This is a genomic window from Microterricola gilva (genome assembly GCF_004217495.1).
Classification (GTDB): Bacteria; Actinomycetota; Actinomycetes; order Actinomycetales; family Microbacteriaceae; genus Microterricola; species Microterricola gilva.
Genome location: NZ_SHLC01000001.1, coordinates 172,626 through 198,466, shown reverse-complemented (window position 1 = coordinate 198,466; position 25,841 = coordinate 172,626). Strand labels below are relative to the sequence as shown.

Here is a 25,841-nt window from a genome sequence, read left to right as displayed (position 1 = left end):
GCCGAGAGGAGCGCGGCCTCGGGCATGCCGGGACCGCGCTCCGATCTGGTTACTTCGTGGCGACCTTGTCTTTCCCAAGAAGGTCGGTCGCCTGCTTGGCGAACTCGGCCGCCGCCTGAGCGCCATCGAGCTTCCCGGTGAGGATTCCCTCGGTCGCGATCTGCGCGGCCTGGGAGAGCTTCTCGACGCCATCGGCCGTTGGCACGGGCGTGGCGTTCTCGATCTCTGCCTCCGCAGCACGCAGCTGCTCGTTCTCTGCGTACGGCGAGATGTCCTCAATGCCCGTGCGCGGCGCTCCTGCGCCAACGGCGACGAGCTGCTGCGCCATCGCTTCACCGGAGCTCATCCACTTGGCGAACTCGACAGCCACGTCGGGGTACTTCGTGTCGGCATTCACCACGTAGGTGTTGCCGACCGCGAGGGTCGAGTACGGGTCGCCGCCCGCGCTGAACGCGGGGTACTGCCAGGTGGCGACTTTTTCGGTCACGTTCTCGATGGGCGCGGAGCCTTCGGGGCCCCAGTCGTACTTCCAGCCCCAGGTTCCCTGCGCGGCGACGGGAATCGTGCCCTCGGGGAAAGCAACGTACTTCGTCGGCTCCCACGGGTTGGGGTTGAGCAGGTCCTTCACCGGAAGCAGCCCCTCGTCGACGAGCTGGTCATAGAGTTCGAACGTTTGCGTCCAACCGTCGCTCGCGACGGTCCACGTCTTCGTCTTCTCGTCGTAGATGGGGCCATCGCCCATGATGACGTTGCGCACGGATTCCGCCCAGGTACCGCCACCCCATGCCTTGCCGGCTGGCAGCGTCAAAGAGGGCCCTCCCGTTTTCGCGGTGATCTCCTTCAAACGCGCGACCATGTCGTCCCACGTTTCCGGCTGGCTGGTGTCGATGCCCAGCTCTTTCAGCACGTCTGCACGGTAGAAGAAGCTCTGCACCGATGCCTCGTGGGGCAGGGCGTAGGTCTGACCGTCAACAGCGGTCACGGCCTCCTTCACGACGGGGTAGTAGTCGTCCCACTCGCTCCAGTCGGCGAGGTAGTCGTCGAGGGGCAGAAGATAGCCGGCACCGGCGAAGCCGTTGACGTAAGGATTGTTGACATCGATGATGTCCGGGGCGGTTCCGGCATTGAACTGCTGCGTCGCCTTGGTGACGAACTGCGTGTCGTCGAGATTCTCGCGCACGAGTTCGATGTCGACTTCGGTGCCCTTCGCCGCCATCGCGGCCTCGAACTCGGGGATCAACTTCTCCGCGGCATCCGCACGCAATTGCTGGTAGACAAGGAACTTCAGTTGCACAGGCCCATCCGAGGCCGCTTCCGAGCTGCAGCCCGTGAGGACGCCAGCCAGCATTGCTCCGCTCGCGACAAGTGCTCCCGCTGCGGCCCACCGTTTCTTGTTGATCACGTTGCCCCATCTCTCCTTCACTCGGCCACATTGCCGTTGTCATGAAGAATCACATTGAGACTATGACACAACATACTGACAATAGCCAATACTCGATCGCCCTCGCCGCACACCCGGTGGCCGAGCTGCGAACACTGGCCCGCGAAATGGCCGCCAATGGTCACTTTGTCTTGACATACCATCAAATCGGCAGCACACTCGTTCTCAGCATCCATCAGCAGACTTCTACTCAGGGACACTCCATGACACACACCACTCCGATTCGCGCCGTCGTCTGGGGCGAGAACCGCCACGAACAGGTCCACGCCATCGTGCGTGAGAATTACCCCGACGGCATGCACGAAACCATCGCCGGTGGCCTGCGTGAGCTCCTCGGCGAGGACGTCGACGTCTCAACGCACACCCTGGATGAGCCGGAGCACGGTCTCAGCGAGGACGTGCTGCAGAACACAGACGTTCTGCTGTGGTGGGGCCACATGGCTCACGAGGAGGTCAGCGACGAGGTCGTCGATCGCATCGCGCGCCATGTCAACGAGGGCATGGGCATCATCGTGCTGCACTCCGGGCACCACTCGAAGATCTTCCGTCGGCTCATGGGCACCACGTGCAGTCTGCGCTGGCGCAATGCCTCTGAGCGCGAACTGGTGTGGACGGTGAACCCGCGTCACCCCATCTCCGAGGGCGTCCCCCAGCCCATCGTGATCCCCGAAGACGAGATGTACGGCGAGTATTTCGACATTCCGGAGCCCGACGAACTCGTGTTCATCAGCAGCTTCGCCGGCGGCGAGGTCTTCCGCAGCGGCGTCACCTACCGTCGTGGGTTCGGTCGCGTCTTCTACTTCAGCCCCGGTGACCAGGATTACCCCGTCTACCACCACCCCGACGTACAGCGGGTCATCGCCAATGCCACGCGCTGGGCGCGCCCCGACAAGCCGCGTGAGCCGTACACGGTGACGCTCATGTACCGCCCCGGTGAGTTCGACGGCGGTTGGCTCTGGACGCCGGATGGACTCGTTCACCCCGTCACAGGCGAACCGGCCCCTGCCCTCGCCAGTGCCGTCGAAGCGGCGCAGGAGAACTGACGGGCATGAGCATCAGCACCGAGAGCCAGGAGTTCGCAGTGGAAAGCAACGAACGGATGCCAGTGGTCGTGGTGGGCGCTGGCGCGATGGGGCGATCCTGGATCCGCATGCTCGCCTCCTCGCCACACGCGCGGCTCGTCGGGCTCGTCGACCTCGACCTGCCGCTCGCGGAGCGCGCAGTACTGGAGGAAGCGGCATCCGGCGTCATCGTCGGCACCTCGCTCGAGGAGGTGGTGGCGAACTCGGGCGCCGAGGCAGTAATCAATGTCACCGTTCCGCAAGCGCATCGAATCGTCAATGAAACAGCGTTGCTGATCGGCCTCCCCGTGCTCTGCGAGAAGCCGATCGCTGAAACGCTTCCCGCGGCGATCCAGCAGGTTGCCCTGGCCGACGTGACGGGCGGACTCATCATGGTGAGCCAGTCCCGCCGCTACTTCAATCACCTCAGCGCACTCCGACAGGCCGTCAGCAAGCTCGGGGCGCTGGGAACCGTCACGACGGACTTCTTCCACGCCGATCACGAGCCCGGCTTTCGCGAACAGATGCTCCACCCGCTGCTCGTTGACATGTCGATCCATCATTTCGATGCGCTTCGTCACATCACCGGACACGAACCGCTCTCGGTGCAGTGCAGCGCGTGGAATCCTTCGTGGAGCTGGTACGCGAGCAACGCGTCCGCGACGGCCGTGTTCGAGCTGACCGACGGCGTCCGCTATGTGTACGCCGGCAGCCGCTGCTCGCCGGGGCTTCAGACCTCCTGGAACGGATCGTGGCACGTGTACGGCGAACACGGCGCCGCCCACTGGGACGGCGATCACCACGTCGAGGTTGATGCCGAGGCCGACATCACCGTCGACGTGCCGAGCGACTACGAGAACATCGCCGGGTCACTGGCTGCATTCGTCGAAAGCGTTCGCAACAACACAACGCCGGAGAACGAGATTCGCGACAACATCGCAAGTCTCGCCATGGTCGAAGCCGCCGCACTGAGTGCTGCCAGCGGCGAGCGTGTCGTCATCGCCGATCTGCTCGCCGCCTCCTACGCCGAGGCCATCGCCACTGAGCGACGCGACGACGTGAGGGAGCGGCTCGCCGCGTGGGGGTCGGTCGAAGCCGGACTGAGTTCTGGGCACTGGGGTACTGCGGCCCTGGCTCGCGCCTGAGCCGAGCGGATGCCGCGGCGTGGAATACGCGCGCCGCGGCATCCGTTGCATTCAGCATGACCGAGCAGCCACTGTCCACCCGCAGCGCCAGCGAACTCCTGGCCCCAGACACCGGAATGGGCGCGGTGACCCTGCGCGTCGGCAACCTCGACGCGATGATCGCCTACTACCGCGACGCCGTCACGCTGCGGCTGCTGAGCCACGAGGGCGGGACGGCCGTGCTCGGCCGCGGCACCGTCCCGATCGTCATCCTGCAGCACGCCCCGGAGCTCGTCAGCCCGGAGCCGCGCGCCGCCGGGCTGTTCCACACGGCCATCCTGTTCGAGACCCAGGCCGCCCTCGCCGCCGCCGTCTACTCCGTGGCCAGGCAGCACCCGGGCACCTTCACGGGCAGCGCCGACCACATCGTGAGCGAGGCGTTCTACTTCACCGACCCTGAGGGCAACGGCATCGAGCTCTACTGGGACCGCACCCGCACCGAGTGGAGCTGGACCCACGGCACGATCGACATGGCGACGCTCGCGCTCGACCCCAATGAGTACCTGCAGAACCACCTCACCGAGGGCGGCATCGCAGACCCCGTCATCGGTGGCGCGGTCGTCGGCCACGTGCACCTCTCCGTCGGCGATGTCGCGAGCGCCCGCGACTTCTACGTCGACAAGCTCGGCTTCGAGACCACGGCGGAGATGGGCGGCAGCGCGCTCTTCGTCTCGGCAGGCGGCTACCACCACCACATGGCCATGAACACCTGGAACAGCCGCGGGGCCGGCAAGCGCCGCCTCGCCCTCGGGCTCGGCCAGGTCGACATCCTCGTTCCGGATGCCGACGCGCTCGGCTCCCTGCAGGAGCGGATGACGCACTACGGCGTCGGCGTGCGCGACGACGGCCAGACGCTGCGCTTCGACGACCCGTGGGCGAACCTCATCCAGGTGCGCACGGCCTAGCCGGCAACGGATGCCGCGCCGGCGCCTCAGTTCTTGTGCACCGCGTGGTGGAATCCGTCGGCGTCGAGCGGCGTTCCCGGCAGTTCGGTCCGCACATTCTCGGCGCGCAGCCCGTCGAGCACGATCCCGAGCTGGCGGCGCCAGTCGATCGTGGCCGGCTTTCCTGGACGGTTGTAGCTGGAGAGCACGCCGAGCATCGTGACGAGGATCGACACGTCGACCCCGTTGACATCCGGGCGGAGTTCGCCGTCGGCCTGGGCGCGCGCGATGAGGGCGGCGAGCGGCGCCTCGATGGCCGCACCCGGCCGGTAGCCGGCATCCGCCGTGCCCATGTAGACGATGATCGACGGCAGGCCCGGGTCATCGATCAGCCATTCCGCGACCCGTTCGACGTAACGCGCGACACCCTCCCACGCGCTCGGCGCGGCGAAGATGTCCGACGAGGAGGCCATGAGCCCGGCCAGGGACTGCTCGTAGAGCGCCCTGATCAGCTCGGTGCGGTTCGGGAAGTGCCGGTAGAGCGTGGCGATGCCCACCTCGGCGCGCCGTGCGATCTCCTCCAGCGACGCGTCACTGCCCCGTTCGGCCACGACCGTGCGCGCCTCGCTGAGCAGCCGATCGTAGTTGCGTTGGGCGTCCTTTCGACGCCTGATCGGCTCGGCGCCGGAGCCGCCGTTGACAGCCGAATCGCCCGTTGAACTCATGCATCCATTGTACGCCTCGCGCGTGAATTATACCGAGGTATACCTCCGCTTGATGCGGGTGCTGGGCGCGACTCCCCGCGGCCGGCGGTGCGCCACACGCGTGCGGGCAGGACCCGATCGCTGAATGCCTCCTGGACGCGCCGAGCCGCGTTGCGCTCGGCCCCCGCTGGCAGCGATGATGCTTGGAGCAACCATGGAGTTGCGCATGGCATCAAGCAAGGAGCACCAGTGTCGGTCGAGAAGAACACCCGCGAGTTCGACCCGGACATTGTGACGGATTTCACTGACCGGATGAGCTACGGCGGCTACCTGCAGCTCGACACGCTGCTCTCGGCCCAGCTGCCGGTGAGCGTGCCGGAGCACCACGACGAACTGCTCTTCATCGTGCAGCACCAGACGACCGAGCTCTGGCTCAAGCTCGTGCTGCACGAGCTGGCAAGCGCGCGCGATCTGCTGCGCGCCGACCAGCTCCCGCCCGCGCTCAAGCGCATCGCCAGGGTCAAACACATCCAGCGCACGCTGACGGAGCAGTGGTCGGTTCTCGCCACGCTCACCCCCACCGAGTACGCCGAGTTCCGTGGCTTCCTCGGCAACTCCAGCGGTTTCCAGTCCTGGCAGTACCGTGCCGTCGAGTTCGTGCTCGGCAACAAGAACCGCCGCATGCTGAGTGTCTTCGAGTCGGATGCCGCGGCATCCGCCCTTCTCGGCGAACTGCTCGAGGCCCCGAGCATCTACGACGAGTTCCTGCGCTACCTGCACCGGGCAGGCTACGCGGTTCCGCAGTCGGTGCTGGAGCGCGACGTGACCGAGGCGTGGGTGCTCGACCCGGAGCTGGTGCCCGTGTTCCGGCACATCTACGAGAACGCGAGCGAGAACTGGTCTGCCTACGAGGCCTGTGAGGAGTTCGTCGACCTGGAGGAGAACTTCCAGCTCTGGCGCTTCCGGCACCTGAAGACGGTGCAGCGCACCATCGGCATGAAGACGGGGACCGGCGGTTCGACCGGCGCGGCCTTCCTGCAGAAGGCCCTCGAGCTCACCTTCTTCCCCGAGCTGTACGCGGTGCGCACCGAAATCGGCCGCACGCCATGAGAATGCCATGATCACCGAGGGCACGCGGATCAGCGTGCGCAACTGGTGGGCTGGAGAGTGGCGGGGGCCGACGGTCTTCACCTACCACGCCGGCCACCTGCACCCGGATCCGGAGCCGTCGCTCGCCGACACCGCCACGCAGCGAGCGGCACGCGCCCGCCCGGCGGAACTGGAGATCCCAGGCACCCTCTTTCCTGTGCTGTTCGACCGGCACGTGCACATGGGGCTGATCGATCGCGAGGCGCTGCTGCCCGGCGGCATCACCCACGCGCTCGACCTCGGCTGGATTCCCGAGGAGATCGCGCTCTGGTCGATCGACTCGGCGCAGATGGGCTCCGAGCTACCGGAAACCTACTTCGTCGGCGCCTTCCTCACCTCGCCGGGCGGCTACCCCGGCCAGAGCGGCTGGGCCCCACCCGGCTCGATCATCGAACTGAACACCTTTGAGGAGGCGCAGGCGGCCGTCGACGCCCAGGTGGAGCTCGGCGCCAGGGCGATCAAGCTGATGCTGAACAGCGACGCAGGCCCGCTGCCTGAGCTGCACGCGCAGATCGGCGTCTACGAGCGGGCCAGGCGCAAGAAGATTCCGCTCATCGCCCACGCCGAGGGCATCGGCAGCGCCCAACTGGCCGTCGACGTCGGCGCCGACCTCCTCGCCCATGCCCCGTTCAGCGAGGCCCTGAGCGATGGGCTGCTCGATGAGATGACGCTCATGGGCATGCAGTGGATCTCGACGATCGACATCCACGGCTGGGGCGAGAACACGCCGGCCCGCGCCATCGCGATCGACAACGTGCGCCGCTTCGTCCAGCGCGGCGGCCGCGTGCTCTACGGAACCGACCTCGGCAACGGCCCGCTGCCGGTCGGCGTGAACGAACGCGAGCTCCTCGCCCTCGCCGAGGCCGGGCTGAGCGCGAACGGGCTCGTCACGGCGATCGCCGGGGACGGGTCGAATCTGCGTATCGGACCGCGCGTCGCCTGGGTCCCCGGCGATCCGCCGAGCGAGATCGCCTTCGCCGCCGGCGAGGAGACGGACACAACCGACATCGCCGTACAGACCGCCCGCTGGCTCGCCGGAGCCCGCGGAACAACGCTTGACTACCTCGAGGAGACGCTGCCATGAGCGATGACCGCACCACGATCTCGGATGCCGCGGCATCCGTCGGCCACGCAGAGCCGCTGCTGACCGAGGCGCGGCGGCTCGATGCGGCAGACCCGCTCGCCTATTTCCGCGAGCGCTTTGCCGGCGCTGAGAGCGAGCTCGTCTACTTCGACGGCAACTCACTCGGGCGCCCACCGCTGTCGGCGATCGAGCGGGTCGAGAACTTCCTCCGCGAGGAGTGGGCCGGTCGGCTGATCCGCGGCTGGGACGAGACCTGGTTGCGGCTGCCCTACGTGATCGGCGACCGCATCGGCGCGTCGGTGATTGGTGCGGCCGCGGGCCAGACGGTGATCGGCGACTCGACGACGGTGCTGCTCTACAAGCTGGCGCGCGCCGCCGTCGATGCCCAGATCGCCCGCGACCCCGCACGCGTCGAGATCGTCGTCGACACCGACAACTTCCCGACCGACCGCTACATCCTCGATGGCATCGCGAAGGAGCGCGGCCTCAGCCTGCGCTGGATCGAGGTCGACACGAGCGCCGGCGTCACGCCGGAGCAGCTGGCGTCCGTCGTCGGGCCGCAGACGGCGCTCGTCGTCATCTCGCACGTCGCCTATCGTTCTGCCCACCTCGCCGATGCGCCTGAGCTGACCCGCATCGCCCACGAGGCCGGGGCATTGATCCTCTGGGACCTCTGCCACTCCGCCGGCGCCGTGCCCGTCGAGGCCGACGCCTGGGGCTTCGACCTGGCCGTCGGCTGCACCTACAAGTATCTGAACGGCGGTCCGGGCTCCCCGGCATTCGCCTATGTGCGCGAGGGGCTGCAGGCGGAGCTCGCCCAGCCGATCCAGGGCTGGTGGGGAACGAGCGACATGTTCGCCATGGGCCCCAACTATGAGCCGGCGCCCGGGATGCAGCGATTCGTCAGCGGAACGGCCGCCATCGTCGGCATGCTCGCCATGCAGGACACGCTCGAGATGATCGAGGAGGCGGGCATGGGCGCAATCCGGGAGAAGTCCCGCGCACTGACCGCGTTCGCCATCCGGCTGTTCGAGGAGTGGCTCGCGCCGCTCGGCGTGACGCTCGCGACACCCGCCGACCCGGAGGAGCGCGGCGGGCACGTGACCGTGCACCACCCGGCGATGCGCGAGGTGAACGCCCGGCTCTGGGAGCAGGACGTCATCCCCGACTACCGCGACCCTGGCGGGCTGCGGATCGGGCTCGCCCCGCTCTCGACGAGCTTCGACGAGGTCTACCGCGGCATGGCCGCCGCCCGCGACACCCTCTCGGCGGTGCTGGCCGACGCCGCTGGCTGAGCCTGTCGACACCGCCGCGCCAGCCCCGGTACGCCGTCGCAAATACAGGCCGCAGCGGTCCGCTGTACGCGAATACAGGCAGGGCCGGCGCAAGTGCACCGGCCCTGCCTGTTTTCGCTACGGGCCGCGGCCGATCAGTCGGCGGCGACCGGCGTCGGGCCGGTCTCGGCCGCCGCGGTATCCGGTGCCTGCGGCGCGGTCCAGCCGTGCACCTTCTTGGGTGCGGCGAAGAACGCGACGGCGAGCGCGCCGAGCACGGCAACGGCAGCGGGCAGCAGCAGCGACTGCCCCATCGCGGTGCTGAAGCCGGCCTGCAGCGCGTCCGGCAGCACGGTGTTGCCGGACCCGGCTCCCTCGCCGGCCCCGCCGCCCTCTGTGAACCCGGGCAGCTCCGCCGCGAGGCGTGACTGCATGAGCGCCGCGATGCCGGCGCTTCCAAGCACCGCGCCCATCTGGCGCGTCGTGTTGTAGACGCCGGAGCCGGCGCCGGCCAGGCGAGGCGGCAGGTTGCGGGTGGCGGAGGTCGCCAGCGGCGCCCAGATGCCGGCGTTGGCGAGGCCGAGCAACGCGATCGGGAACAGCAGCTGCCAGAGCGGCACATCCGCGGAGAGGATGCTGCCGAGCCAGGCGAGCGCGCCCGCCAGGCAGAGCAGGCCGAAGCCGGCGATGTACTTGGGGTTCACCCGGTCGACGAGCTTGCCGACGACCGGCGCGAGGCCGCCGGAGATCACGGCCATCGGGATGAGCAGCAGCGCCGACTGCGTCGGCGTCAGGCCGCGCACCGTCTGCGTGTAGAACATCAGCGGCAGCGCCATCGCGGTGATCGCGAAGCCGACGGTGGTGATGGCGACGTTGGAGAGCGCGAAGTTGCGGTCGCGGAAGAGGCCGAGCGGCAGCAGCGGCTCCCCCTTGTTGATCGCCTGCCAGCCGATGAACGCGGCGAAGATCACGATGCCGGTGATGATGAGGCCCCACACGGTGATCGGGCCCCAGATCACGCCCCAGTCGTAGCTCTCGCCCTCCTGGATGCCGAACACGATCAGGAACAGGCCGAGCGCGCTGAGGATGACGCCGGGGATGTCGAAGCGGTGCTTGTGCGTCGCCAGCGTCGGCACGAGCCTCCACGCCAGCACGAATGCGACGATGCCCACCGGCACGTTGACGAAGAAGATCCACTCCCAGCCTGCGGCATCCACGAGCACGCCGCCGAGGATCGGGCCGACGAGCGTCGCAACACCGGCGACGGCACCCCACAGGCCCATGGCCTGGCCGCGCCGGTCCGGCGGGAAGATGCGGGTGATCACGGCCATCGTCTGCGGCGTCATCATGGCGGCGCCGAAGCCCTGGAAGACGCGGGCCATGATCAGCGAGTTGATGTCGCCGGAGAGGCCGCACCATGCGGATGCCGCAGTGAACACAGCCAGACCGATGAGGTAGAGCCGCTTCGGGCCGAAGCGGTCGCCGAGGCGACCGGTGATCAGCAGCGGCACGGCGTAGGCGAGCAGGTAGGCACTCGTCACCCAGATCACGCTGTTGATGTTGGCGTCGAGCCCCGTCATGATCGACGGGTTCGCGACCGAGACGATCGTGGAGTCGACCAGGATCATGAAGAATCCGAGCACGAGTGCCCAGAGGGCCGGCCAGGGCCGGGTGACGATTTCCATGGACGTTGTCCTTCAGTTCGGGGAGTGCGTGGAGGTGGTGGCGCCGGAAACGGCGTCGAGCCACGGCAGTGCGCCGCTCGCGATGTCGGCGACGGTCGCGGTGAGCCAGGCGATTTCGGCGCGCAGCAGGGTCGCTCGGTAGTCGGCGTCGATCCAGTACAGGCGCGGGACGCCCTTGGCGGTCGCGCCGGCCGTGAGCTGCTCGATCTCGGCGAGCTCGGCGTGCAGGAGCGCGATGCGGGCGCCGAGCAGCTCGGTCACCTCGTGCCGCGGGAGGTTGTGTGATTCGCCGAGCGCCAGCGGGAAGCTCGGGTACTCGTTGACGGGCGTGGCGAGGAGCTCGGCGATCGTGGTGGACAGGCGCTCGCGCCCGGCATCCGTGATCTCGTAGCTCGTGCGCTCCGGCCGGTTGCCGGCTCGTTCGGTGGCGCGGACGACCGCGAGGCCCTGCTCGAGCAGCCGGTCGACCGCGTGGTAGAGCGAGCCGCGCCGCACCTTGACCACCCGATCCTCACGGCGCTGGATCAGCAGTTGGTACATCTCGTAGGGGTGCATGGGTCGCTCGGCGAGCAGCGCGAGCGCCGCGATGCCGAGGGGTGTGAGCGCGACCACAATATTCCGTTCCGATTATTCCAACCGGACTATTAGACCTCGGACACCGCTCCCCGTCAAGAGCAACGTCCATCTGGACGGCTAGTCGGCCGGGTGGATGCGGCGGCCGGTGCGGTCGCGATCGGGGTGTGGGGTCGGCACGGCGTGCGGGATCGCGCTCGGAGCCAGGCCGATGCGGGCGGCGACGGGCGCCACGACGGTCGGCCGGTCTGCGTCGGACTCGGACGCGGGCGGGCGGAACAGCGCTAGCGCCCGATCGGAGGCTGGGGCGTCGACGACGGAGCCGGAGGGGCTGCCGGCCGCAGCGCGGGGCGATCCGGTGGCAGCCGGGGCGGGTGTCGGGCCGCCGAGCGCGCGCGCCGCGTCGAAGGCGGCATCGATCTGCTCGAGCGGGAAGACCTCGCCGAGCAGCTGCTCGAACGGGCGCCGCCGCCACGCCGTCGCCAGGTAGTCCGCCGCCCGCTGCAGCTGAGCCGGCGTGTAGTTGTGCACACCGCGCACGGTCAGCAGCTGGCGCACGACGCGCTCCGGGTCGAGCTGCACCGGCGCACTCGGTGAGACGCTGCCGACGAGCACGAGCACGCCGCCGGTGTCGAGGGAGGCGATGGCGGATGTCACGGCCGGCACGGCCCCGGAGAGCTCCAGCGCGACATCGCACAGCCCGCGCCCTCTGGTCTGCGCGGCGAGCACCCGCTTGAGGCTGCCGGCGGAACCGCTCGGCCGCGTCGGATCGGCAACGGCGGCGGCACCGAAGCGCAGCGCGGCCGCACGCCGCTCGGCGCTCGGGTCGCTGACGATCACGCGCGCCCCGGCATCCGTGGCCATTGCCGTGGCCGTGAGCCCGAGCATGCCTGCACCCGTGACGAGCACGGTGCGGCCGGACAGCGGCGTGATCTGCTCGGCGGCCTCGATCGCGGCGACGACGGTTGCGGTGGCGCACGATGCCGGCGCGAGCACGCCGGCTGGGGTCTCGTCGTCGACGATCACGATGCCGGTTCCGCGCTTCAGGTGCACGGCCGAGGCGAAGCCACCGCTCAGCTCCCACTCGTGGTGCACGGCCTCGTGCCCGTACTTCGTCGCCGAGCTGCACTTGTTCGAGAGACCGCGGCGGCACCGCGCGCAACGCCCGCACGACACGACGACCGACCAGATCACCCGCATGCCCGGTTCGAGGCGTCGGCCGTCGACCGCGCGCACCGGCCCCGCTGTCGCGAGCACCCTGCCCACCTGTTCGTGCCCGAGCACCGACGGCACCGGCCCTGGCCGGTGCCCGGTCGCTGTGTGCACATCGGATCCGCAGACGGTCGCCAGCTCCACCGACACCAGGGCGTCACCGTGGGCCAGACGGATGCCGGGGACGGCGAGGGCCTCGTGGGCACGGCCGACTCCCGGCCACACCATCGCGAGGGCGGCCGGTGTGAGATCGAGGTCGAGCGAGTCGGTTCGCGGCGATGCGAGCGCTGTGCCGGGCATGGACCGACCTACGCCTGAACGTCGGGGGCGGGAACGGCGCTGCCTGCGTCGGCGTCAGCGTCAGGCTCGTCGTCGCCATCGGCGTCGTCGAGCTCAGCGTCGTCCTCGTCGTCGTCCGCGTCCTCGTCGTCGAACAGGCCGAGCAGCTCCGGCAGCTCGGCGACGGAGCTGATCACGTCATCGGCGCCGGCGGCCAGCAGCTGCTCCTCGCCGTGGGCACCGCTCAGCACGCCGATCACGAGTCCGGCCCCCGCGCGGGTCCCGCTCTGCATGTCCGAGACGGTGTCGCCCACGACGATCATCGCCTCGACCGCGCTCGTCTCGGTGCGCAGCAGCGCGGTGAGGGGCATGTCCGGGTGCGGGCGGCCGCGGCCGGCATCCGCCGGGGTCAGCACGATGTCGGCGAGCTCCTGCCAGTCGAGGGCGTCGAGGATCGCGTTGACGGTGGGCCGGGCGAATCCGGTGGTCAGCGCGACCGTGATTCCGGCCTCCTGCAGCTGCTCGATTGCGAGGCGGGCGCCGGGGATCTCGGTCACGCCCTCCTCCGCGACGATCTCGGCGTAGGCCGCCTCGAATGCGGCATTCGCGGCCTGGGCGCGTTCCTCGTCGCCGGTGATCGCGCGGAACACCTCGATCTTGGACTGCCCCATCGTGACGCGGACGTACTCGAGCGCGGCTTCCCGCTCCTCGGGGGTCGCGCCGATGTTCTGGCGCTCGGCGACGCGGCCGAATGCACGCTCGACGGTGCCGTCGTCGGCGACGGTCGTTCCGGCCATGTCGAGCACGACCAGCTCGATCGCCACCTCATACTCCTCGAGTTCGAACTCCTCGAGCTCGAACTCGTCGAGCTCCTCGTCGTCGTAGAAGGAGTCGAGCGCGTCGTCGAGTTCGATCTCGACGTCGGTGGTGTCGGTGATGTCGGCGGTGGCGGGGGTGGTGTCGGTCATGATCTGCCTGTCTTTCTGGTGTGCCGGTGGACGGTGAGCGGTGTCGCGACGCCGCTAGGCGCGGGCGGGTTCGAAGAGTTCGGCGATCACGCTGTCGGCGAGGCCGAGGCCGCACGTCATGCCGATGCCGGTTGTCGCGGCCACGATGTGCACGCCGGGCAGCGGCGACTCGACGAGGAACTCGTCTGGCCCGGAGGCGTAGACGCCCTGCCAGCGCTCGAGCACCTGCAGCCGCGCCCCGCCGAAGAGCTCGCTCGTGATCGCGGCGAGGGCGTCGAACGCCCCCTCCTGCTGGAACGGCGTCACCGACTGCCCGCGGTAGTGGGTGTCGCCGACGATCAGGCTGCCGTCTGGCAGCTGCGTGTACATCTGGTTGAGGTCGAGCGCCATGAGGTGCGGATGCTGCCGCTCCAGCCGCTCGCGCAGGGCGGCGGTCGCCGGCGACGCGGCAAAGGCGGAGTAGCGCAGCATCGACCACCCGGTGAGCAGCGGGCCGGGCAGGGCGAATGGCTGCGCGGCCGGCAGCTCCACCCGCACCCGCATCATGTCGAGGCCACAGCGACGGATGCCGACGGCCTGCGCGACCTCGCCGAAGAGCTGGTCGATGTCGTGGTTGACGGCGACGATGATCGTGTCTGCCGCGATGTGGCCGCGGCTGGTGGAGAGCACGCCGGACTTCACCGAGCGGACGGCGCTCTGCCAGCGGAACTGCACGCCGCGCGTGGCCAGCCAGCGGGCGAGGCCAGGAACGGCCTCGCGCGGGTTCAGCTGCAGGTCGTCACGCATCCAGGCCCCGCCGACGACGTCGGCCCCGAGCGCGGGAACGGCCGCACGCATCTGCGCCGCGCTCAGCAGTTCGACGGCGGTGGGCGCCTCGGGCGCCGCCTGCGCTGCTGCCTGCGCGACGGCTTCTGCGTTGTTCTGCGCGGCGGCGAAGTCGGCCAGCACGGCCGCCTCGTCATCCGCCCGTGCGACCAGCCAGGCCCCGCTCGTGCGGAGCCAGATACCGGTCTCGGTGGCGATCCGCAGCCAGAGTTCACGGCTGCGCTCCGCGTAGGCGCGGGCCTGCCCGCTCTGCGCGCTCACGCAGGCGTGGCCGAAGTTGCGGATCGATGCGCCGCTGATGTCGGCGGCCCGGTCGACCACGACGACGGAGAGGCCGCGGTCGATGGCGGCGAGCGCATGCCCGAGGCCGACGACCCCTGCTCCGACGATGGCGACGTCGAACTCTTCGAATGTGCCGGTCTGTCGAACGGCGGAGTGGGCTGCGGGGTGTGCGACCATCAGTGCAGTGCCTTTCTGATCCAGCTGGCGAGCCCCTCGACGACGAGCACCGTTGCGGTCATCATGAGCACGATCGCCATGACCTCGTCGTAGGCCGAGATGCGTCCTGCGTTGTTGAGGTAGAAGCCGATGCCGCCACCGCCGACGATGCCGAGGATCGTCGCGGCCCGCAGATTGGTGTCGAGCATGTAGAAGCTGTGGCCGATGATGGCCTTGCTCGACGGCGGCACCGTCGCGGCGGCGTAGACCTGCATGCGGCTCGCCCCCGCCGCACGCAGCGCGCGCTCCGGTCCAGGCGACACCTCTTCGAAGCTGTCGGCGAAGAGCTTGCCGAGCAGGCCGATGCCGCAGAAGCCGAGGGCGATCACGCCGGCCTGCGGGCCGAATCCGGTGATCACGATGAGCACGATCGCGAGGATCAGCTCCGGGATGCCGCGCACGACGACGAGTGAGAGGCGCGCTCCGACCCTGGTGGCCCGGTTCGGGGCGATGTTGCGGGCGGCGAGGGACCCGACGACGAGCGAGAGCAGCAGGCTGAGCAGCGTGGCGGCGAGCGCGATCTGGATCGTCTCGGCCATCGCCCCGAACATCTGCTCCGCCGAATAGTTGCCGAAGCTCGGCGGCCAGAGCTTCGCGAGCATCGCGGGCACGTACTTCCAGAAGGTGAGCAGGTCGCCCCACTGGATGTCGCAGACCCAGAGTGCGCCGACGACGATCGCGGCGGCGACCGCCGACCACACGGCGTTCTTGCGGCGGCTTGCCGTCCACGGGCGGCGCATGGCCGCGTCGACGTCGGCGAAGCCGGCAACGCCGTGGGGCGCGAGCAGCGTCTGCTCGGTGCGGGCGGCGAAGCGCCCCCGCACACCGCGGCCGGCCCTGGCCGCTGCGCGCACGGTGCGGTCGCCGAGCCCGCACCCACTCGGGGCGATGCCGAGCAGCGAGGTGCGCACGGCGGAGGAGACGATCTCCATGACGACGCAGAGCAGGAAGATCACGAGGGCCAGGCCCATCGCCAGCGGGTAGTCGAGCGATTGCAGCGCGAAGGCGAGGTCGTGGCCGAGGCCGACGACGCCGACGTAGCCGAGGATCACCGAGCCGCGCAGGTTGATGTCGTTGCGGTGCAGGATCGTGGCGACGAACGACGGCGCGACCTGGGGCATCACCCCACTGAAGAACTGTTGCGCCGTGCTGCCGCCCGCCGCGCGGATCGCCCTGCGGGGGCCCTCGTCGATCTGCTCGATCGCGTCGGCGAAGAGCTTCGAGATCATGCCGATCGAGTGGATGCCGATGGCGATGATGCCGGGCAGCGCGCCGAGCGTGAACATGCCGGCGAGGATCATCGCGATCACGACGTCGGGGATCGCCCGCGTCACGACGCCGATGGAGCGGCCGGCGACGCGCCAGCCGCGCCCCGGCGTTGTGTTGCCTGCGGCCAGGTAGGCGATCGGCAGCGAGAGCAGCGCGGCCAGCAGCGTTCCGACGATGACGATGCCGAGCGTGAGCGCCGTCGACCAGAGCAGCTCGCCGAGCGGCGGGAACTCGAGCGGCAGGGCGCGCGCGAGGAAGTTCTCGGCGTTGCCCCAGCTCGCGATGATGTCTGGCAGCGAGATGCCGACGTTGGCGAACGACCACGCGGCGGCGGCGAGCACCAGCAGGATGGCGACGATCGCGGCGATGCGCTCCGGCGAGGCGCGCGGCCGATCGGGGGCGACGACGCCAGGTGGTCGGGTGAGCGTTGCGGTGCTCATCAGGCGTTCGCCTGGCCGGCGGGTGCCGCCTCGCTGCCGGCATCCGCCTGCGCAGTCGGGGACGGAGCCGCCGACGACGGTGCGGCGAACTGCAGCTCGAGCTCGCTGATGGCGCGGAACTCGCTCGTCGTCGTTGCGACGCGTCCGTAGATCTCCATCACCTCGGCCTTGCTGAGGCCGGCGGTGGGGGTGTCGAGCACGACCTCGCCGTGGCGGAGGCCGACGATGCGGTCGCCCCAGCCGAGGGCGAGGTCGACCTGGTGCAGGCTGCACAGCACCGTGAGCCCGTTGTCGACGGCGATCTCGCGGATGAGGTTCATGACCTGTTCGCTGGACTCGGGATCGAGCGAGGCGACGGGCTCGTCGGCGAGCAGCACCTCGGGATTCTGCATGAGCGCCCTGGCGATGGCGACGCGCTGCTGCTGACCGCCGGAGAGGGTGTCGGCCCGCTGGTACGCGGCGGAGAGCAGGCCGACGCGGTCGAGGTGGCCGAGGGCGGCGCGCTTGAGCTCGCGGGGGTAGCTGATGAGCCCGAGGCGCGGGCCGCGGAGTGCGGCGAGCGCGCCGGTGAGCACGTTCTCGAGCACGCTGAGCGAGCCGACGAGTTCGAACTGCTGGAAGACGAAGCCGATGCGGCTGCGCAGCTGGCGCAGCTCCCGCCCGGTGAGCTGCGAGAGATCCCGCCCAAGCACGCTGATCTCGCCGCTGCTCGGCTGCTCGAGGCCGTCGACGTGGCGCAGCAGCGTCGACTTGCCGGAGCCGGACAGCCCGAGCAGCACGACGACCTCGCCGCGCCTGACCTCGAGGTTCACATCGCTGAGCGCGGCCAGATCGCCGAAGCGCTTGCCGAGGCCGCTCATGCGCACAACCGTCTCGGTGCCGGAGGCGATGGTCGCGGCGGCGGGCTGTGCGGATTCGGGCTGTGCAGATTCGGGCTGTGCAGTCATCGGCGCGGGCACGAGCTCGGTCATGGCTGGGTTCCTTCTGTGCTGGTGAGGTGTGCTGGTGAGTGGTGCGCTGCGGCTGTGCGAGCGGGTTCCGGATGCCGCGGTTGCGGCATCCGGAACCCGCTCAGGCCTTACTCGGTGCGGGTGGTGCTGACTACTGGCACTGCTTGGCGTTGGTCGTCTCGCAGATGTCGCGGATGACGTCGTAGTACTCGTCGTCGACCGGGGCGAGCGCGTAGAAGGTGTTGATGAAGCCTTCCGAGTCGGCGTTCTTGATGCCGGCGTCCTGGATGTCGGTGATCGTGATGTTGCTCAGGCCGTCGATGATCGTGGTCTTGAGCTCGGTCGGCAGGCTGTTGGAGACGACCATCGGGGCGCCGGGGACCTTGGTCTTGGCGATGATCTTCACGCCGGCCTGGTTCTCGGCGACGGAGTCCTCGGCGAAGCCGGCCTCACACTCGACACCCTCGGAGGTCTTGAGGGCCGAGACATCGTGCTTGCCGGCGAAGACCGGGGTGACGTCCTTCTGCGGGTCGACGCCGGCCTCGAGCAGGTTGTAGCTCGGGAACAGGTAGCCGGAGGTCGAGCTCGGGTCGACGAAGCAGACCTTCTTGCCCTTGAAGCCGTCGATCGAGGTGATGCTGCTGCCCTCGGGGACGATGGCCTCGGAGTAGTAGCCGGGCTCTTCGCCCTCTTCCGTGATGATCGAGGCGAACGGGGTGATCTCTGCGCCGTTGTTGGTGGCGGTGACGTAGGTGAAGCCGGAGAAGCTGGCGACGTCGATCTTGCCCGCGACCGCGGCCTCGATGAGTGCGGCGTAGTCGGTCGACTCGTGGTACTCGACCTCCTTGCCGGTGATCTCGGCGATGTAGTCCATCAGCGGCTGGTAGTTGGTCTGGGTGTCGACGGTGTCTGGAACGACGCCGAAGACGAGCGTCGCGTCATCCTTGGCGAAGCTGACGGTCTCGGCGTTGGCGTCGGCGGCGCCCGCTCCGTCGTCGGAGGTTCCTGCCGCCGGGGCGCAGGCCGCCAGACCGACGGTGAGTGCGAGTGCCGCGCCGACGGCGAGCAGACGCGGAAGGGTGAACGAGCCGTTGGTCGGCTTGGAAAGCAATGACACGGATGTGACCTTTCAGAATTCCGGCAGGTGCGAATGCTGTGTAAGTGCCGGCGGACATCGATCACGGTAGGCAGGCACGGCAAACCGACAGTCGCTCATCGGTTACGCGCCGGTGAACGCGCGCTGCACAATCCGATGCGAAGCATCGAATTGTGCAGCGAAAGGCGGCAGCCCACAATCAGGCAATCTCGGGAACCGCGACCGATGCTGGTGCGGTTTCAGCGGCCCCAGCTGGTGAGCTCGGCCGGCCCCGAGTCTGCCGAAGGGTCGAAACCGCTCAGCGGCTGCTGATGCGCACGAACTTGCGGATGCAGAGCGGAACGAAGATCACCAGCATCACGGCGATGCCGATCAGCGTGGTCGCGATCGGGTTCTGCTGGGTCCAGGCGTCACCGACCGGCGTGCCTGGCGGCACATTGCCGAAGAGCTCGCGCGCCGACTGCACGAGGGCCGACACCGGGTTGTACTCGGCGATCGTCTGCAGGACGGGCGGCAGCGTCTCGGCCGGCACGAAGGCGTTCGAGATGAAGGTGAGCGGGAACAGGATGAGGAAGGAGACGTTGTTGACCACCTCCGGGCTCCGGACGCTCATGCCGACGAACGCCATCACCCACGAGAAGGCGTAGGCGAACAGCAGCAGCAGCGCGACCCCGGCGACGCCCTCCCAGAAGCTCGAGTTGATGCGCCAGCCGACGATCAAACCCGTGAGCATCATGACGACCATCGAGAGGCCGTTGATCGACAGGTCACCGTTTGTGCGCCCGACCAGCACGGCGGATGGGCTCATCGGCAGCGTACGGAAACGGTCGATGATGCCGTCTTTCAAATCCTGCGCCATCGCAGACCCCGAGTACGTCGAGCCGAACACCACGGTCTGGGCGAAGATGCCGGCCATGATGAACTCGGTGTAGCTGCTGCCGGGGATCGTGATCACGCCGGAGTAGATGTAGGTGAAGAGCAGCACGAACATGATCGGCTGCAGCGTCGTGAAGACGAGGATGTCCGGCACGCGCTTGATCTTGATGAGGTTGCGCCGGGTCGTGATCCAGCCGTCGCTGAACCAGGTTCCGATCGATGAGGGAACGGCCGCGGCATCCGGCAGGATCGTGGGCTCCCGCACGGCGGTCACGGCACGCCCGCCTTCTGCGTCTTCTCTTTTTGGGTCTTCTCCTTCTGGGCCTTGTCCTGCCTGGACTTCTTCGACTTCCCGCCATCGACCTCGTCGCCGTCGGCCTCCTCGCTGGCCATGTGGCCGGTGAGTTTCAGGAAGACGTCGTCGAGGGTCGGTCTGCGCATGCCGGCATCGTGCAGGCGGATGCCGACGGAGTTCAGTTCGCGCAGCACGAGCTCGAGCGCGAGCGGCCCCTCGCGCACGGCCACGGAGAGGCTGCGACCGTCGCTGTCCTCGCGCACATCGGAGGCCCCGTGGTGCTGCAGCACTTGGGCGGCGACATCGCGGTCATCGGCATCGACAAGGGTCAGCTCGATCTGCTGTCCGCCGATGCGAGCCTTCAGCTCGTCGGCTGTGCCCTCCGCGATGAGTTTGCCGCCGTCGATCACCGAGATGTCGTCGGCCAGCCGGTCGGCCTCTTCCAGGTACTGCGTGGTCAGGAACACGGTCGTCCCCTCGCCGACGAGGCCGGTGATGACGTCCCACATGCCGAGCCGGCTGCGCGGGTCGAGGCCCGTGGTCGGCTCGTCGAGGAACAGGACCCGCGGCCGGGAGAAGATGGCGCCGGCGAGGTCGATGCGTCTCCGCATGCCGCCGGAGAAGCCTTTGACGGGGCGGTTCTGCGCCTCGGTCAGCTCGAAGGACTCGATCAGCTCGGCTGCACGGCGCCTGGTCGCCTTCGGACCCAGGTGGTAGAGCCGTCCGACCATGTCGAGGTTTTCCAGCCCGGTGAGGTTCTCGTCGACGGCGGCGTACTGGCCGGAGACGCCGATGATCGGGCGGATGCGGTGGGCGTCGCGGACGACGTCGATGCCGTCGATCGTCGCCTGGCCGGCATCCGGTTTGATCAGCGTGGTGAGCACCTTGACCATCGTCGTCTTGCCTGCGCCGTTCGGGCCCAGCAGCGCGCGCACCGTGCCCTGCCGCACTGAGAGGTCGACGCCATCGAGTGCGTGCACGGGGGCTGAGCCCTTGGGCGTGTAAATCTTCACAAGCCCATCAGCTTGAATAAAACTCACCTTGTGTACGGTAGTCGCGCTCCGCGATGCGATCAAGGGGTGCTCCGGATGCCGTCGAGCATCGGTCGCCGTTGAGTAGCGTGCCTTGGCTGGGGCTGCCGCCTTTCGCGACGCTTCGCGTCGCGCCAGCAGTGGGTAGAATTGGCCTGACCCCACCCCTCTCGACTCCGGATGGAGAATCACGGTGCCCACGATCGTCGTCGAAGTAATGCCGAAGGCCGAACTGCTGGACCCGCAGGGCAAGGCCGTAGCCGGCGCCCTCGCCCGAATCGGCAAGGACGGATTCAGCTCGGTGCGCATCGGCAAGCGCTTCGAGATCACCGTCGACGGCCCCGTCACCGACGCCGTGCGCGCGGAGGTCGAGGCGATCGCCAACGACATCCTCTCGAACTCGGTGATCGAAGACGTCGTCGGCATCCACTACGAGACGCCGGCCGGAGAGACGCACTGATGAAGATCGGTGTCGTCACCTTCCCGGGCTCGCTCGATGACCGCGACGCCCAGCGCGCCGTGCGTCTCGCCGGCGCGGAGCCCGTCGCGCTCTGGCACGGTTCGCACAGCCTCGAGGGCGTTGACGCCCTCGTGCTGCCCGGTGGCTTCAGCTACGGCGACTACCTGCGCTGCGGCGCGATCGCCAGCCTCTCGCCGATCATGACCGAGGTCATCGACGCCGCGAACAAGGGCATGCCCGTTCTCGGCATCTGCAACGGCTTCCAGATGCTCGCCGAGGCACACCTCGTCGACGGCGGCCTGATCCGCAACGACCACGGCAACTTCGTCTGCCGCGACCAGAAGCTGCGCGTCGAGAACACCGACTCCGCCTGGACCAGCGACTTCGCCGTCGGCCAGGAGATCACCATCCCGCTGAAGAACGGCGAGGGCGGATTCATCGCCGATGCCGAGACGCTCGCGCGCCTCGAGGGCGAGGGCCAGGTCATGTTCCGCTACGTCGACGTGAACCCGAACGGCTCGCTCAACGACATCGCCGGCGTGCGCAACGTCCGCGGCAACGTCGTCGGCCTGATGCCGCACCCCGAGCACGCTGTCGAGGCCGGCTTCGGTCCTGACACCGACGCGGCCATGCGCTCCGGCGTCGACGGCCTCGGCTTCTTCACCTCGGTGATCAAGCAGGCACTCGTCAACGCCTAGGCGTTCGCACACCAGCATTCACGCAGCGCCCGGCCCCTCTGGGGTCGGGCGCTGCTGCGTTCCGGCCCGCTCCGGCATCCGCCGGCCCGCGCATGCATCGAGTCGCCACAGATGGCTCAGGATTGCCTCGGTCCTGAGCCATCTCTGGCGAGTGGATGACGGCGAGTCGGCGCAGAGGGCCGGCGCCTGTGGATAACTTCCGCGGGTCAGGGGCGAGCCGCGCCATCATGGGGCATGCCCCAGAGGGAACCGCTGCCGTCCGCGCTGTCTGGGCACCCGTTCACGGTGTCAACGGCAAGGGCCGCCGGCGTGGCCAGGGGCCGCCTGCGGGCCGCGGACCTCGCGCGCCCGTTCTACGGCGTGCGCACGCCCGTCTCGGCGGAGGACTCGGCACTGCAGCGCTGCCGGGCGTTCATGCCGCGGATGCAGCCGGGGCAGTTCTTCAGCCACCTGAGCGCGGCACGGCTCTGGGGCGCTCCGCTGCCGGACCGCTTCGGGGCCGCTGAGGCGCTGCACGTGTCGAGCTTCGCCCCGCAGCGCCCGCCTCGCACGCGCGGTGTGGTCGGGCACGAGCTTCGGCCGGGATCCGCCACGCTGACGATGCGCTACGGCGTGCCCGTCACCGACCCGGCCACAACGTGGGTGCAGCTCTCGACCCTACTCCCGCCGCACGAACTCGTGGCGGTCGGCGACCACCTCGTGCTCGACCCCGTCGTGCTTGACCCTCTCGACCCACGCCCGTTCACAAGCGTCGCAGCGTTGACAGAGCAGCTGGCCGGCCACATCGGGCGCGGCAAGCGGGCGGCCACCGGGGCACTCCCCCGTGTGCGGGCGGGCGCCGAGTCGCGTCCGGAGACGCTGCTCCGGCTCCTGCTCGTGGATGCCGGCCTTCCCGAGCCGCGGGTCAATGTGACCCTCCACACGGCGGACGGGCGCTTCCTCGCCCGCGTCGACCTCGTGTACCCGGCGTGGCATGTCGGCGTCGAGTACGACGGCGACCACCACCGCGAGAACGCCAGACAGTACGAGGCCGACATGTACCGCCGCGAGCGGGTTGCGCTGGCGCGCTGGGACGTCGTGTACGTGCGCTCCCGCGGCCTGTTCGTGACACCGGCCGACACGGTTGAGCGGGTGCGAGCCGCCCTGAACCGGGCGGGTTGGCGCGGCTGACGGCCGCGGCATCCACTCGCCACAGATGGTTCAGGATCGGCCCGATTCTGAGCCTTCTGTGGCGATTCGATCGCGGATGCCGAGGCGAGCCGTTACTCGGAACCCTGCGGCATGCGGAGCGCGCGGACATCGCGCGTGCGCGCGTCTTCGACACCCATGCCGGCCAGGGCCGAGGCGAGGCCGCGGTGGCCGGCGCTCCGGAACGCGCCGATGATGCTCGCGATCACGAAGGCGGCGAAGAGCAGCGCGCCGCCGTCGACCGCCGCGAGCACGCCGTAGCCACCGATCCCGGCGGCGAAGCGGATCGCACGACCGAGCGGTGCCGGCAGGCGGCCGTCGACACCGCGCAGCAGCACGGTCGACTCGCCAATGGTGCTGCCGGTGCCGAGAACGACGCCGAGTTGGATGAGCAGGGGCAGCCAGAGCGCGAGCAGGTGCTCGACCGTGAGATTGAGATCGTCGAACGGGACGCCGAGCGCATACAGCTGCAGCGCGCGCCAGGCGATCGCGGCCGCGCTGCCGAGCACGACCACGAACAGCCAGTCGCAGAGCATGCCGAGCAGGCGCCGCCACGGAGTGATCGCGCTCGGAGCAGCGGGCGTGCCTGCTGTACCCCGCCGCACGACGGCGATCGCGACGAGCGAGCCGAGCAGCGCCCCGAGCGTGTTCGCAATGAGGTCATCGACGTCGAAGAAGCGGTATGCGCAGGAGTAGAGACCCCAGATTCCGCTGAGCTGGGTGAGTTCGACCAGGAGCGAGACGGAGAACCCGACGACGGTGGCGACGACGGCGCCGCGGGCAAAGAGCGTGCGCAGCAGGAAGCCGAGCGGCATGAACAGCAGCACGTTGAAGACGAGCTGCAACACGGCCGGGTTGGTGAGCAACGCGCGTGGTCCGTCGGTGTCGAACGAGCGGATGTCGACGAGCGCCTGCAGCGGGTCGAGCTGAGCGCCGACGCAGCTGATGTCCGATGCGTCAGGGAACGGGAGCAGCGTGTAGCTCCAGATCGCCAGCGAATAGACGAGCAGAGCGGCCCAGCCCACGATGCGCCAGGGGCTCAGTCCGCCACGGCGGCGATAGCTCAGAGCCACGAAGGGGACGAACAGGAGAACGGCGAGCACCGACCCCCCGATGATGGCAACGAGCGCGGGCGCGATGGGGTCAGACACCGCCCAACGCTAACAGCCCCCGGGTGCGCAGAACGCCCCGGCCAACGGGGGCCGGGGCGTTCGGTGAGCGGGCTGCGCCCGGTGGAGCTGTTAGAGGGCGAGGACCGCGGCGACGGTCACGCGGAGCGTGGCGCCGAGCTCGGCGTCGACGTTCGTCCAGTACTGGAAGAAGCGCTCGCGGATGTCCTCGACCGTGATGGAGCTGCCCTGGCCCGTGAGGGTGTCGACGAAGCGCGCCTTGGCGGCGTCGTCGAACACCTCGCGGTAGAGCGTTCCCGCCTGGCCGAAGTCGTCGTCCTCTGAGTGCAGGGTCGCGGCGGCGCGCACGAGCTCGCCGTCGCTCTCCCAGCTGCCCATGCCTGCCGCCTCGGCGGAGGCCGCCGGGCCACCGACCGAGTTCGGCGCGTACACCGGAACGGTCGGCGCGTTGAAGCCGTGGCGCTGCGCGCCGTCCTGCGAGTAGTTCCTAACGGGAGCAACGGGGGAGTTCACCGGGATCTGGTTGTAGTTGGTGCCGACGCGGTAGCGCTGGGCGTCCGGGTAGCTGAACACGCGGGCCATCAGCATCTTGTCGGGGCTGATGTCGATGCCGGGAACCGTGTTCGCCGGCGAGAAGGCGGCCTGCTCGATCTCGGCGAAGAAGTTCTGCGGGTTGCGGTTGAGCGTGTGCGTGCCGACCTTGATCAGCGGGTAGTCGGCGTGCGGCCAGACCTTGGTGAGGTCGAAGGGGTTGAAGCGGTAGTTCTTCGCGTCGTCGTAGGGCATGACCTGCACGTGCAGGTCCCACGACGGGAAGTTGCCGGCCTCGATGGCCTCGTAGAGGTCGCGGCGGTAGTAGTCGGCATCCGCACCGGCGATGAGCTCGGCCTCTGCCGCGTCGATCTCGACGTTGCCCTGGTTCGAGGTGAAGTGGTACTTCACCCAGAAACGCTCGCCGGCCGCGTTGATCCACTGGTAGGTGTGCGAGCCGAAGCCGGGCATCTCGCGCCAGGAACGCGGCAGACCGCGGTCGCCCATGAGGTAGGTGACCTGGTGGGCGGACTCGGGCGAGAGGCCCCAGAAGTCCCACTGCATGTCGGAGTTGCGGAGGCCGGAGCCGGGCATGCGCTTCTGCGAGTGGATGAAGTCGGGGAACTTAATGCCGTCGCGGATGAAGAAGACGGGGGTGTTGTTGCCGACGATGTCGTAGTTGCCCTCGGTCGTGTAGAACTTCACCGAGAAGCCGCGCACGTCGCGCCAGGTGTCCGGCGAACCCTGCTCGCCGGCGACGCTGGAGAAGCGGTGCAGCGTCTCAGACTCCGCGCCCTTCTGGAAGACGGCGGCACGGGTGTAGGCCGAGACGTCCTCCGTGGCCACGAAGGTGCCGAACGCGCCGCCACCCTTGGCGTGGACGACACGCTCCGGGGTGCGCTCACGGTTGAACTGGGCGAGCTTCTCGACGAGGTAGCGGTCGTGCAGCGCGGTCGCGCCGTTCGGGCCGGCGGTGAGCGAGTGCTCGTCGCTGGCGACAGGGGTTCCGGTTTGCGTGGTCGTGATCTCCGACATGGCGTCCTTCTCTGTGTTTTC

24 protein-coding genes are annotated in these 25,841 nt (G+C 68.9%); 9 read left to right on the top strand and 15 right to left on the bottom strand.

Going from position 1 to position 25,841, the window contains the following annotated elements; genetic code table 11:
* Positions 1 to 49: 49 nt before the first annotated feature.
* Both EV379_RS00845 and EV379_RS00840 read right to left on the bottom strand, forming a co-directional pair.
* The gene (locus EV379_RS00845; protein ID WP_207226168.1) at positions 50 to 1,294 is read right to left on the bottom strand and encodes an ABC transporter substrate-binding protein; all 1,245 of its coding nucleotides are present in this window, start codon (positions 1,292 to 1,294) and stop codon (positions 50 to 52) included.
* Positions 1,295 to 1,419: 125 nt separating this feature from the next.
* The gene (locus EV379_RS00840) at positions 1,420 to 1,617 is read right to left on the bottom strand and encodes a hypothetical protein (RefSeq protein ID WP_130504485.1); all 198 of its coding nucleotides are present in this window, start codon (positions 1,615 to 1,617) and stop codon (positions 1,420 to 1,422) included.
* A gap of 27 nt (positions 1,618 to 1,644) precedes the next feature.
* On the opposite strand from EV379_RS00840, the gene EV379_RS00835 reads away from it, so the two are divergent.
* Genes EV379_RS00835 through EV379_RS00825 form a run of 3 tightly spaced genes read left to right on the top strand, consistent with a single transcriptional unit; the run spans position 1,645 to position 4,591 of the window.
* Complete coding sequence (locus tag EV379_RS00835) at positions 1,645 to 2,484, top strand: ThuA domain-containing protein (protein ID WP_130504484.1); 840 nt, start codon at positions 1,645 to 1,647, stop codon at positions 2,482 to 2,484.
* 5 nt (positions 2,485 to 2,489) lie between these two features.
* Entirely contained in the window at positions 2,490 to 3,647 is a 1,158-nt protein-coding gene (locus EV379_RS00830) for a Gfo/Idh/MocA family protein (protein ID WP_242616177.1), read from the top strand.
* A 56-nt stretch (positions 3,648 to 3,703) separates the two neighbouring features.
* Positions 3,704 to 4,591, top strand: coding sequence for a VOC family protein (locus EV379_RS00825; RefSeq protein ID WP_242616176.1), 888 nt, complete (start codon positions 3,704 to 3,706; stop codon positions 4,589 to 4,591).
* 26 nt (positions 4,592 to 4,617) lie between these two features.
* Here EV379_RS00825 and EV379_RS00820 read toward each other — a convergent pair whose 3' ends face one another.
* Positions 4,618 to 5,295 (bottom strand): TetR/AcrR family transcriptional regulator, encoded by a 678-nt coding sequence (locus EV379_RS00820; RefSeq protein WP_130504483.1) that lies wholly within the window; start codon positions 5,293 to 5,295, stop codon positions 4,618 to 4,620.
* A gap of 228 nt (positions 5,296 to 5,523) precedes the next feature.
* Between EV379_RS00820 and kynA the strand changes: the two genes are divergently transcribed.
* Genes kynA through EV379_RS00805 form a run of 3 tightly spaced genes read left to right on the top strand, consistent with a single transcriptional unit; the run spans position 5,524 to position 8,802 of the window.
* A complete protein-coding gene (kynA, locus tag EV379_RS00815; protein ID WP_130504482.1) occupies positions 5,524 to 6,384 on the top strand; it encodes a tryptophan 2,3-dioxygenase in 861 nt (286 codons plus the stop codon).
* A 7-nt stretch (positions 6,385 to 6,391) separates the two neighbouring features.
* Complete coding sequence (locus tag EV379_RS00810) at positions 6,392 to 7,507, top strand: amidohydrolase family protein (RefSeq protein WP_130504481.1); 1,116 nt, start codon at positions 6,392 to 6,394, stop codon at positions 7,505 to 7,507.
* Positions 7,504 to 8,802: a kynureninase gene (locus EV379_RS00805; RefSeq protein WP_130504480.1), complete on the top strand. Its 1,299-nt coding sequence runs from the start codon at positions 7,504 to 7,506 to the stop codon at positions 8,800 to 8,802. Before EV379_RS00810 ends, EV379_RS00805 begins: the two co-directional genes overlap by 4 nt.
* A 134-nt stretch (positions 8,803 to 8,936) precedes the next feature.
* On the opposite strand, the gene EV379_RS00800 is transcribed toward EV379_RS00805, so the two are convergent.
* The 10 genes from EV379_RS00800 to EV379_RS00755 form a co-directional block, all read right to left on the bottom strand.
* A complete protein-coding gene (locus EV379_RS00800; RefSeq protein WP_130504479.1) occupies positions 8,937 to 10,466 on the bottom strand; it encodes a DHA2 family efflux MFS transporter permease subunit in 1,530 nt (509 codons plus the stop codon).
* Between the two features lie 12 nt (positions 10,467 to 10,478).
* Entirely contained in the window at positions 10,479 to 11,078 is a 600-nt protein-coding gene (locus EV379_RS00795) for a PadR family transcriptional regulator (RefSeq protein WP_242616175.1), read from the bottom strand.
* A gap of 81 nt (positions 11,079 to 11,159) precedes the next feature.
* The gene (locus EV379_RS00790; protein WP_130504478.1) at positions 11,160 to 12,551 is read right to left on the bottom strand and encodes a zinc-binding dehydrogenase; all 1,392 of its coding nucleotides are present in this window, start codon (positions 12,549 to 12,551) and stop codon (positions 11,160 to 11,162) included.
* An 8-nt stretch (positions 12,552 to 12,559) separates the two neighbouring features.
* The gene (locus EV379_RS00785) at positions 12,560 to 13,498 is read right to left on the bottom strand and encodes a phosphonatase-like hydrolase (protein WP_130504477.1); all 939 of its coding nucleotides are present in this window, start codon (positions 13,496 to 13,498) and stop codon (positions 12,560 to 12,562) included.
* A gap of 54 nt (positions 13,499 to 13,552) precedes the next feature.
* Complete coding sequence (locus EV379_RS00780) at positions 13,553 to 14,782, bottom strand: TIGR03364 family FAD-dependent oxidoreductase (protein ID WP_130504476.1); 1,230 nt, start codon at positions 14,780 to 14,782, stop codon at positions 13,553 to 13,555.
* On the bottom strand, positions 14,782 to 16,530 hold the full coding sequence (gene phnE, locus EV379_RS00775) for a phosphonate ABC transporter, permease protein PhnE (RefSeq protein ID WP_130504475.1): 1,749 nt from the start codon (positions 16,528 to 16,530) through the stop codon (positions 14,782 to 14,784). Before phnE ends, EV379_RS00780 begins: the two co-directional genes overlap by 1 nt.
* The gene (gene phnC / locus EV379_RS00770) at positions 16,530 to 17,390 is read right to left on the bottom strand and encodes a phosphonate ABC transporter ATP-binding protein (protein ID WP_242616438.1); all 861 of its coding nucleotides are present in this window, start codon (positions 17,388 to 17,390) and stop codon (positions 16,530 to 16,532) included. Before phnC ends, phnE begins: the two co-directional genes overlap by 1 nt.
* A 241-nt stretch (positions 17,391 to 17,631) precedes the next feature.
* On the bottom strand, positions 17,632 to 18,597 hold the full coding sequence (locus EV379_RS00765; protein ID WP_242616174.1) for a phosphate/phosphite/phosphonate ABC transporter substrate-binding protein: 966 nt from the start codon (positions 18,595 to 18,597) through the stop codon (positions 17,632 to 17,634).
* Positions 18,598 to 18,874: 277 nt separating this feature from the next.
* Entirely contained in the window at positions 18,875 to 19,717 is an 843-nt protein-coding gene (locus tag EV379_RS00760; protein ID WP_130507207.1) for an ABC transporter permease, read from the bottom strand.
* Between the two features lie 5 nt (positions 19,718 to 19,722).
* The gene (locus EV379_RS00755) at positions 19,723 to 20,787 is read right to left on the bottom strand and encodes an ATP-binding cassette domain-containing protein (RefSeq protein WP_207226167.1); all 1,065 of its coding nucleotides are present in this window, start codon (positions 20,785 to 20,787) and stop codon (positions 19,723 to 19,725) included.
* A 184-nt stretch (positions 20,788 to 20,971) separates the two neighbouring features.
* On the opposite strand from EV379_RS00755, the gene purS reads away from it, so the two are divergent.
* The 3 genes from purS (at position 20,972) to EV379_RS00740 (ending at position 23,106) form a co-directional block, all read left to right on the top strand.
* A complete protein-coding gene (gene purS / locus EV379_RS00750) occupies positions 20,972 to 21,238 on the top strand; it encodes a phosphoribosylformylglycinamidine synthase subunit PurS (protein WP_055835640.1) in 267 nt (88 codons plus the stop codon).
* Positions 21,238 to 21,936 (top strand): phosphoribosylformylglycinamidine synthase subunit PurQ, encoded by a 699-nt coding sequence (gene purQ, locus EV379_RS00745; RefSeq protein ID WP_130504473.1) that lies wholly within the window; start codon positions 21,238 to 21,240, stop codon positions 21,934 to 21,936. Before purS ends, purQ begins: the two co-directional genes overlap by 1 nt.
* Before the next feature lie 234 nt (positions 21,937 to 22,170).
* The gene (locus EV379_RS00740) at positions 22,171 to 23,106 is read left to right on the top strand and encodes a hypothetical protein (protein WP_130504472.1); all 936 of its coding nucleotides are present in this window, start codon (positions 22,171 to 22,173) and stop codon (positions 23,104 to 23,106) included.
* A 92-nt stretch (positions 23,107 to 23,198) separates the two neighbouring features.
* Here EV379_RS00740 and EV379_RS00735 read toward each other — a convergent pair whose 3' ends face one another.
* Both EV379_RS00735 and EV379_RS00730 read right to left on the bottom strand, forming a co-directional pair.
* The gene (locus tag EV379_RS00735; RefSeq protein ID WP_130504471.1) at positions 23,199 to 24,275 is read right to left on the bottom strand and encodes a VanZ family protein; all 1,077 of its coding nucleotides are present in this window, start codon (positions 24,273 to 24,275) and stop codon (positions 23,199 to 23,201) included.
* A gap of 90 nt (positions 24,276 to 24,365) precedes the next feature.
* Positions 24,366 to 25,820 carry a catalase gene (locus EV379_RS00730; RefSeq protein WP_130504470.1) on the bottom strand — a complete coding sequence of 485 codons (1,455 nt, stop codon included), beginning with the start codon at positions 25,818 to 25,820 and terminating at the stop codon, positions 24,366 to 24,368.
* Positions 25,821 to 25,841: the final 21 nt, after the last annotated feature.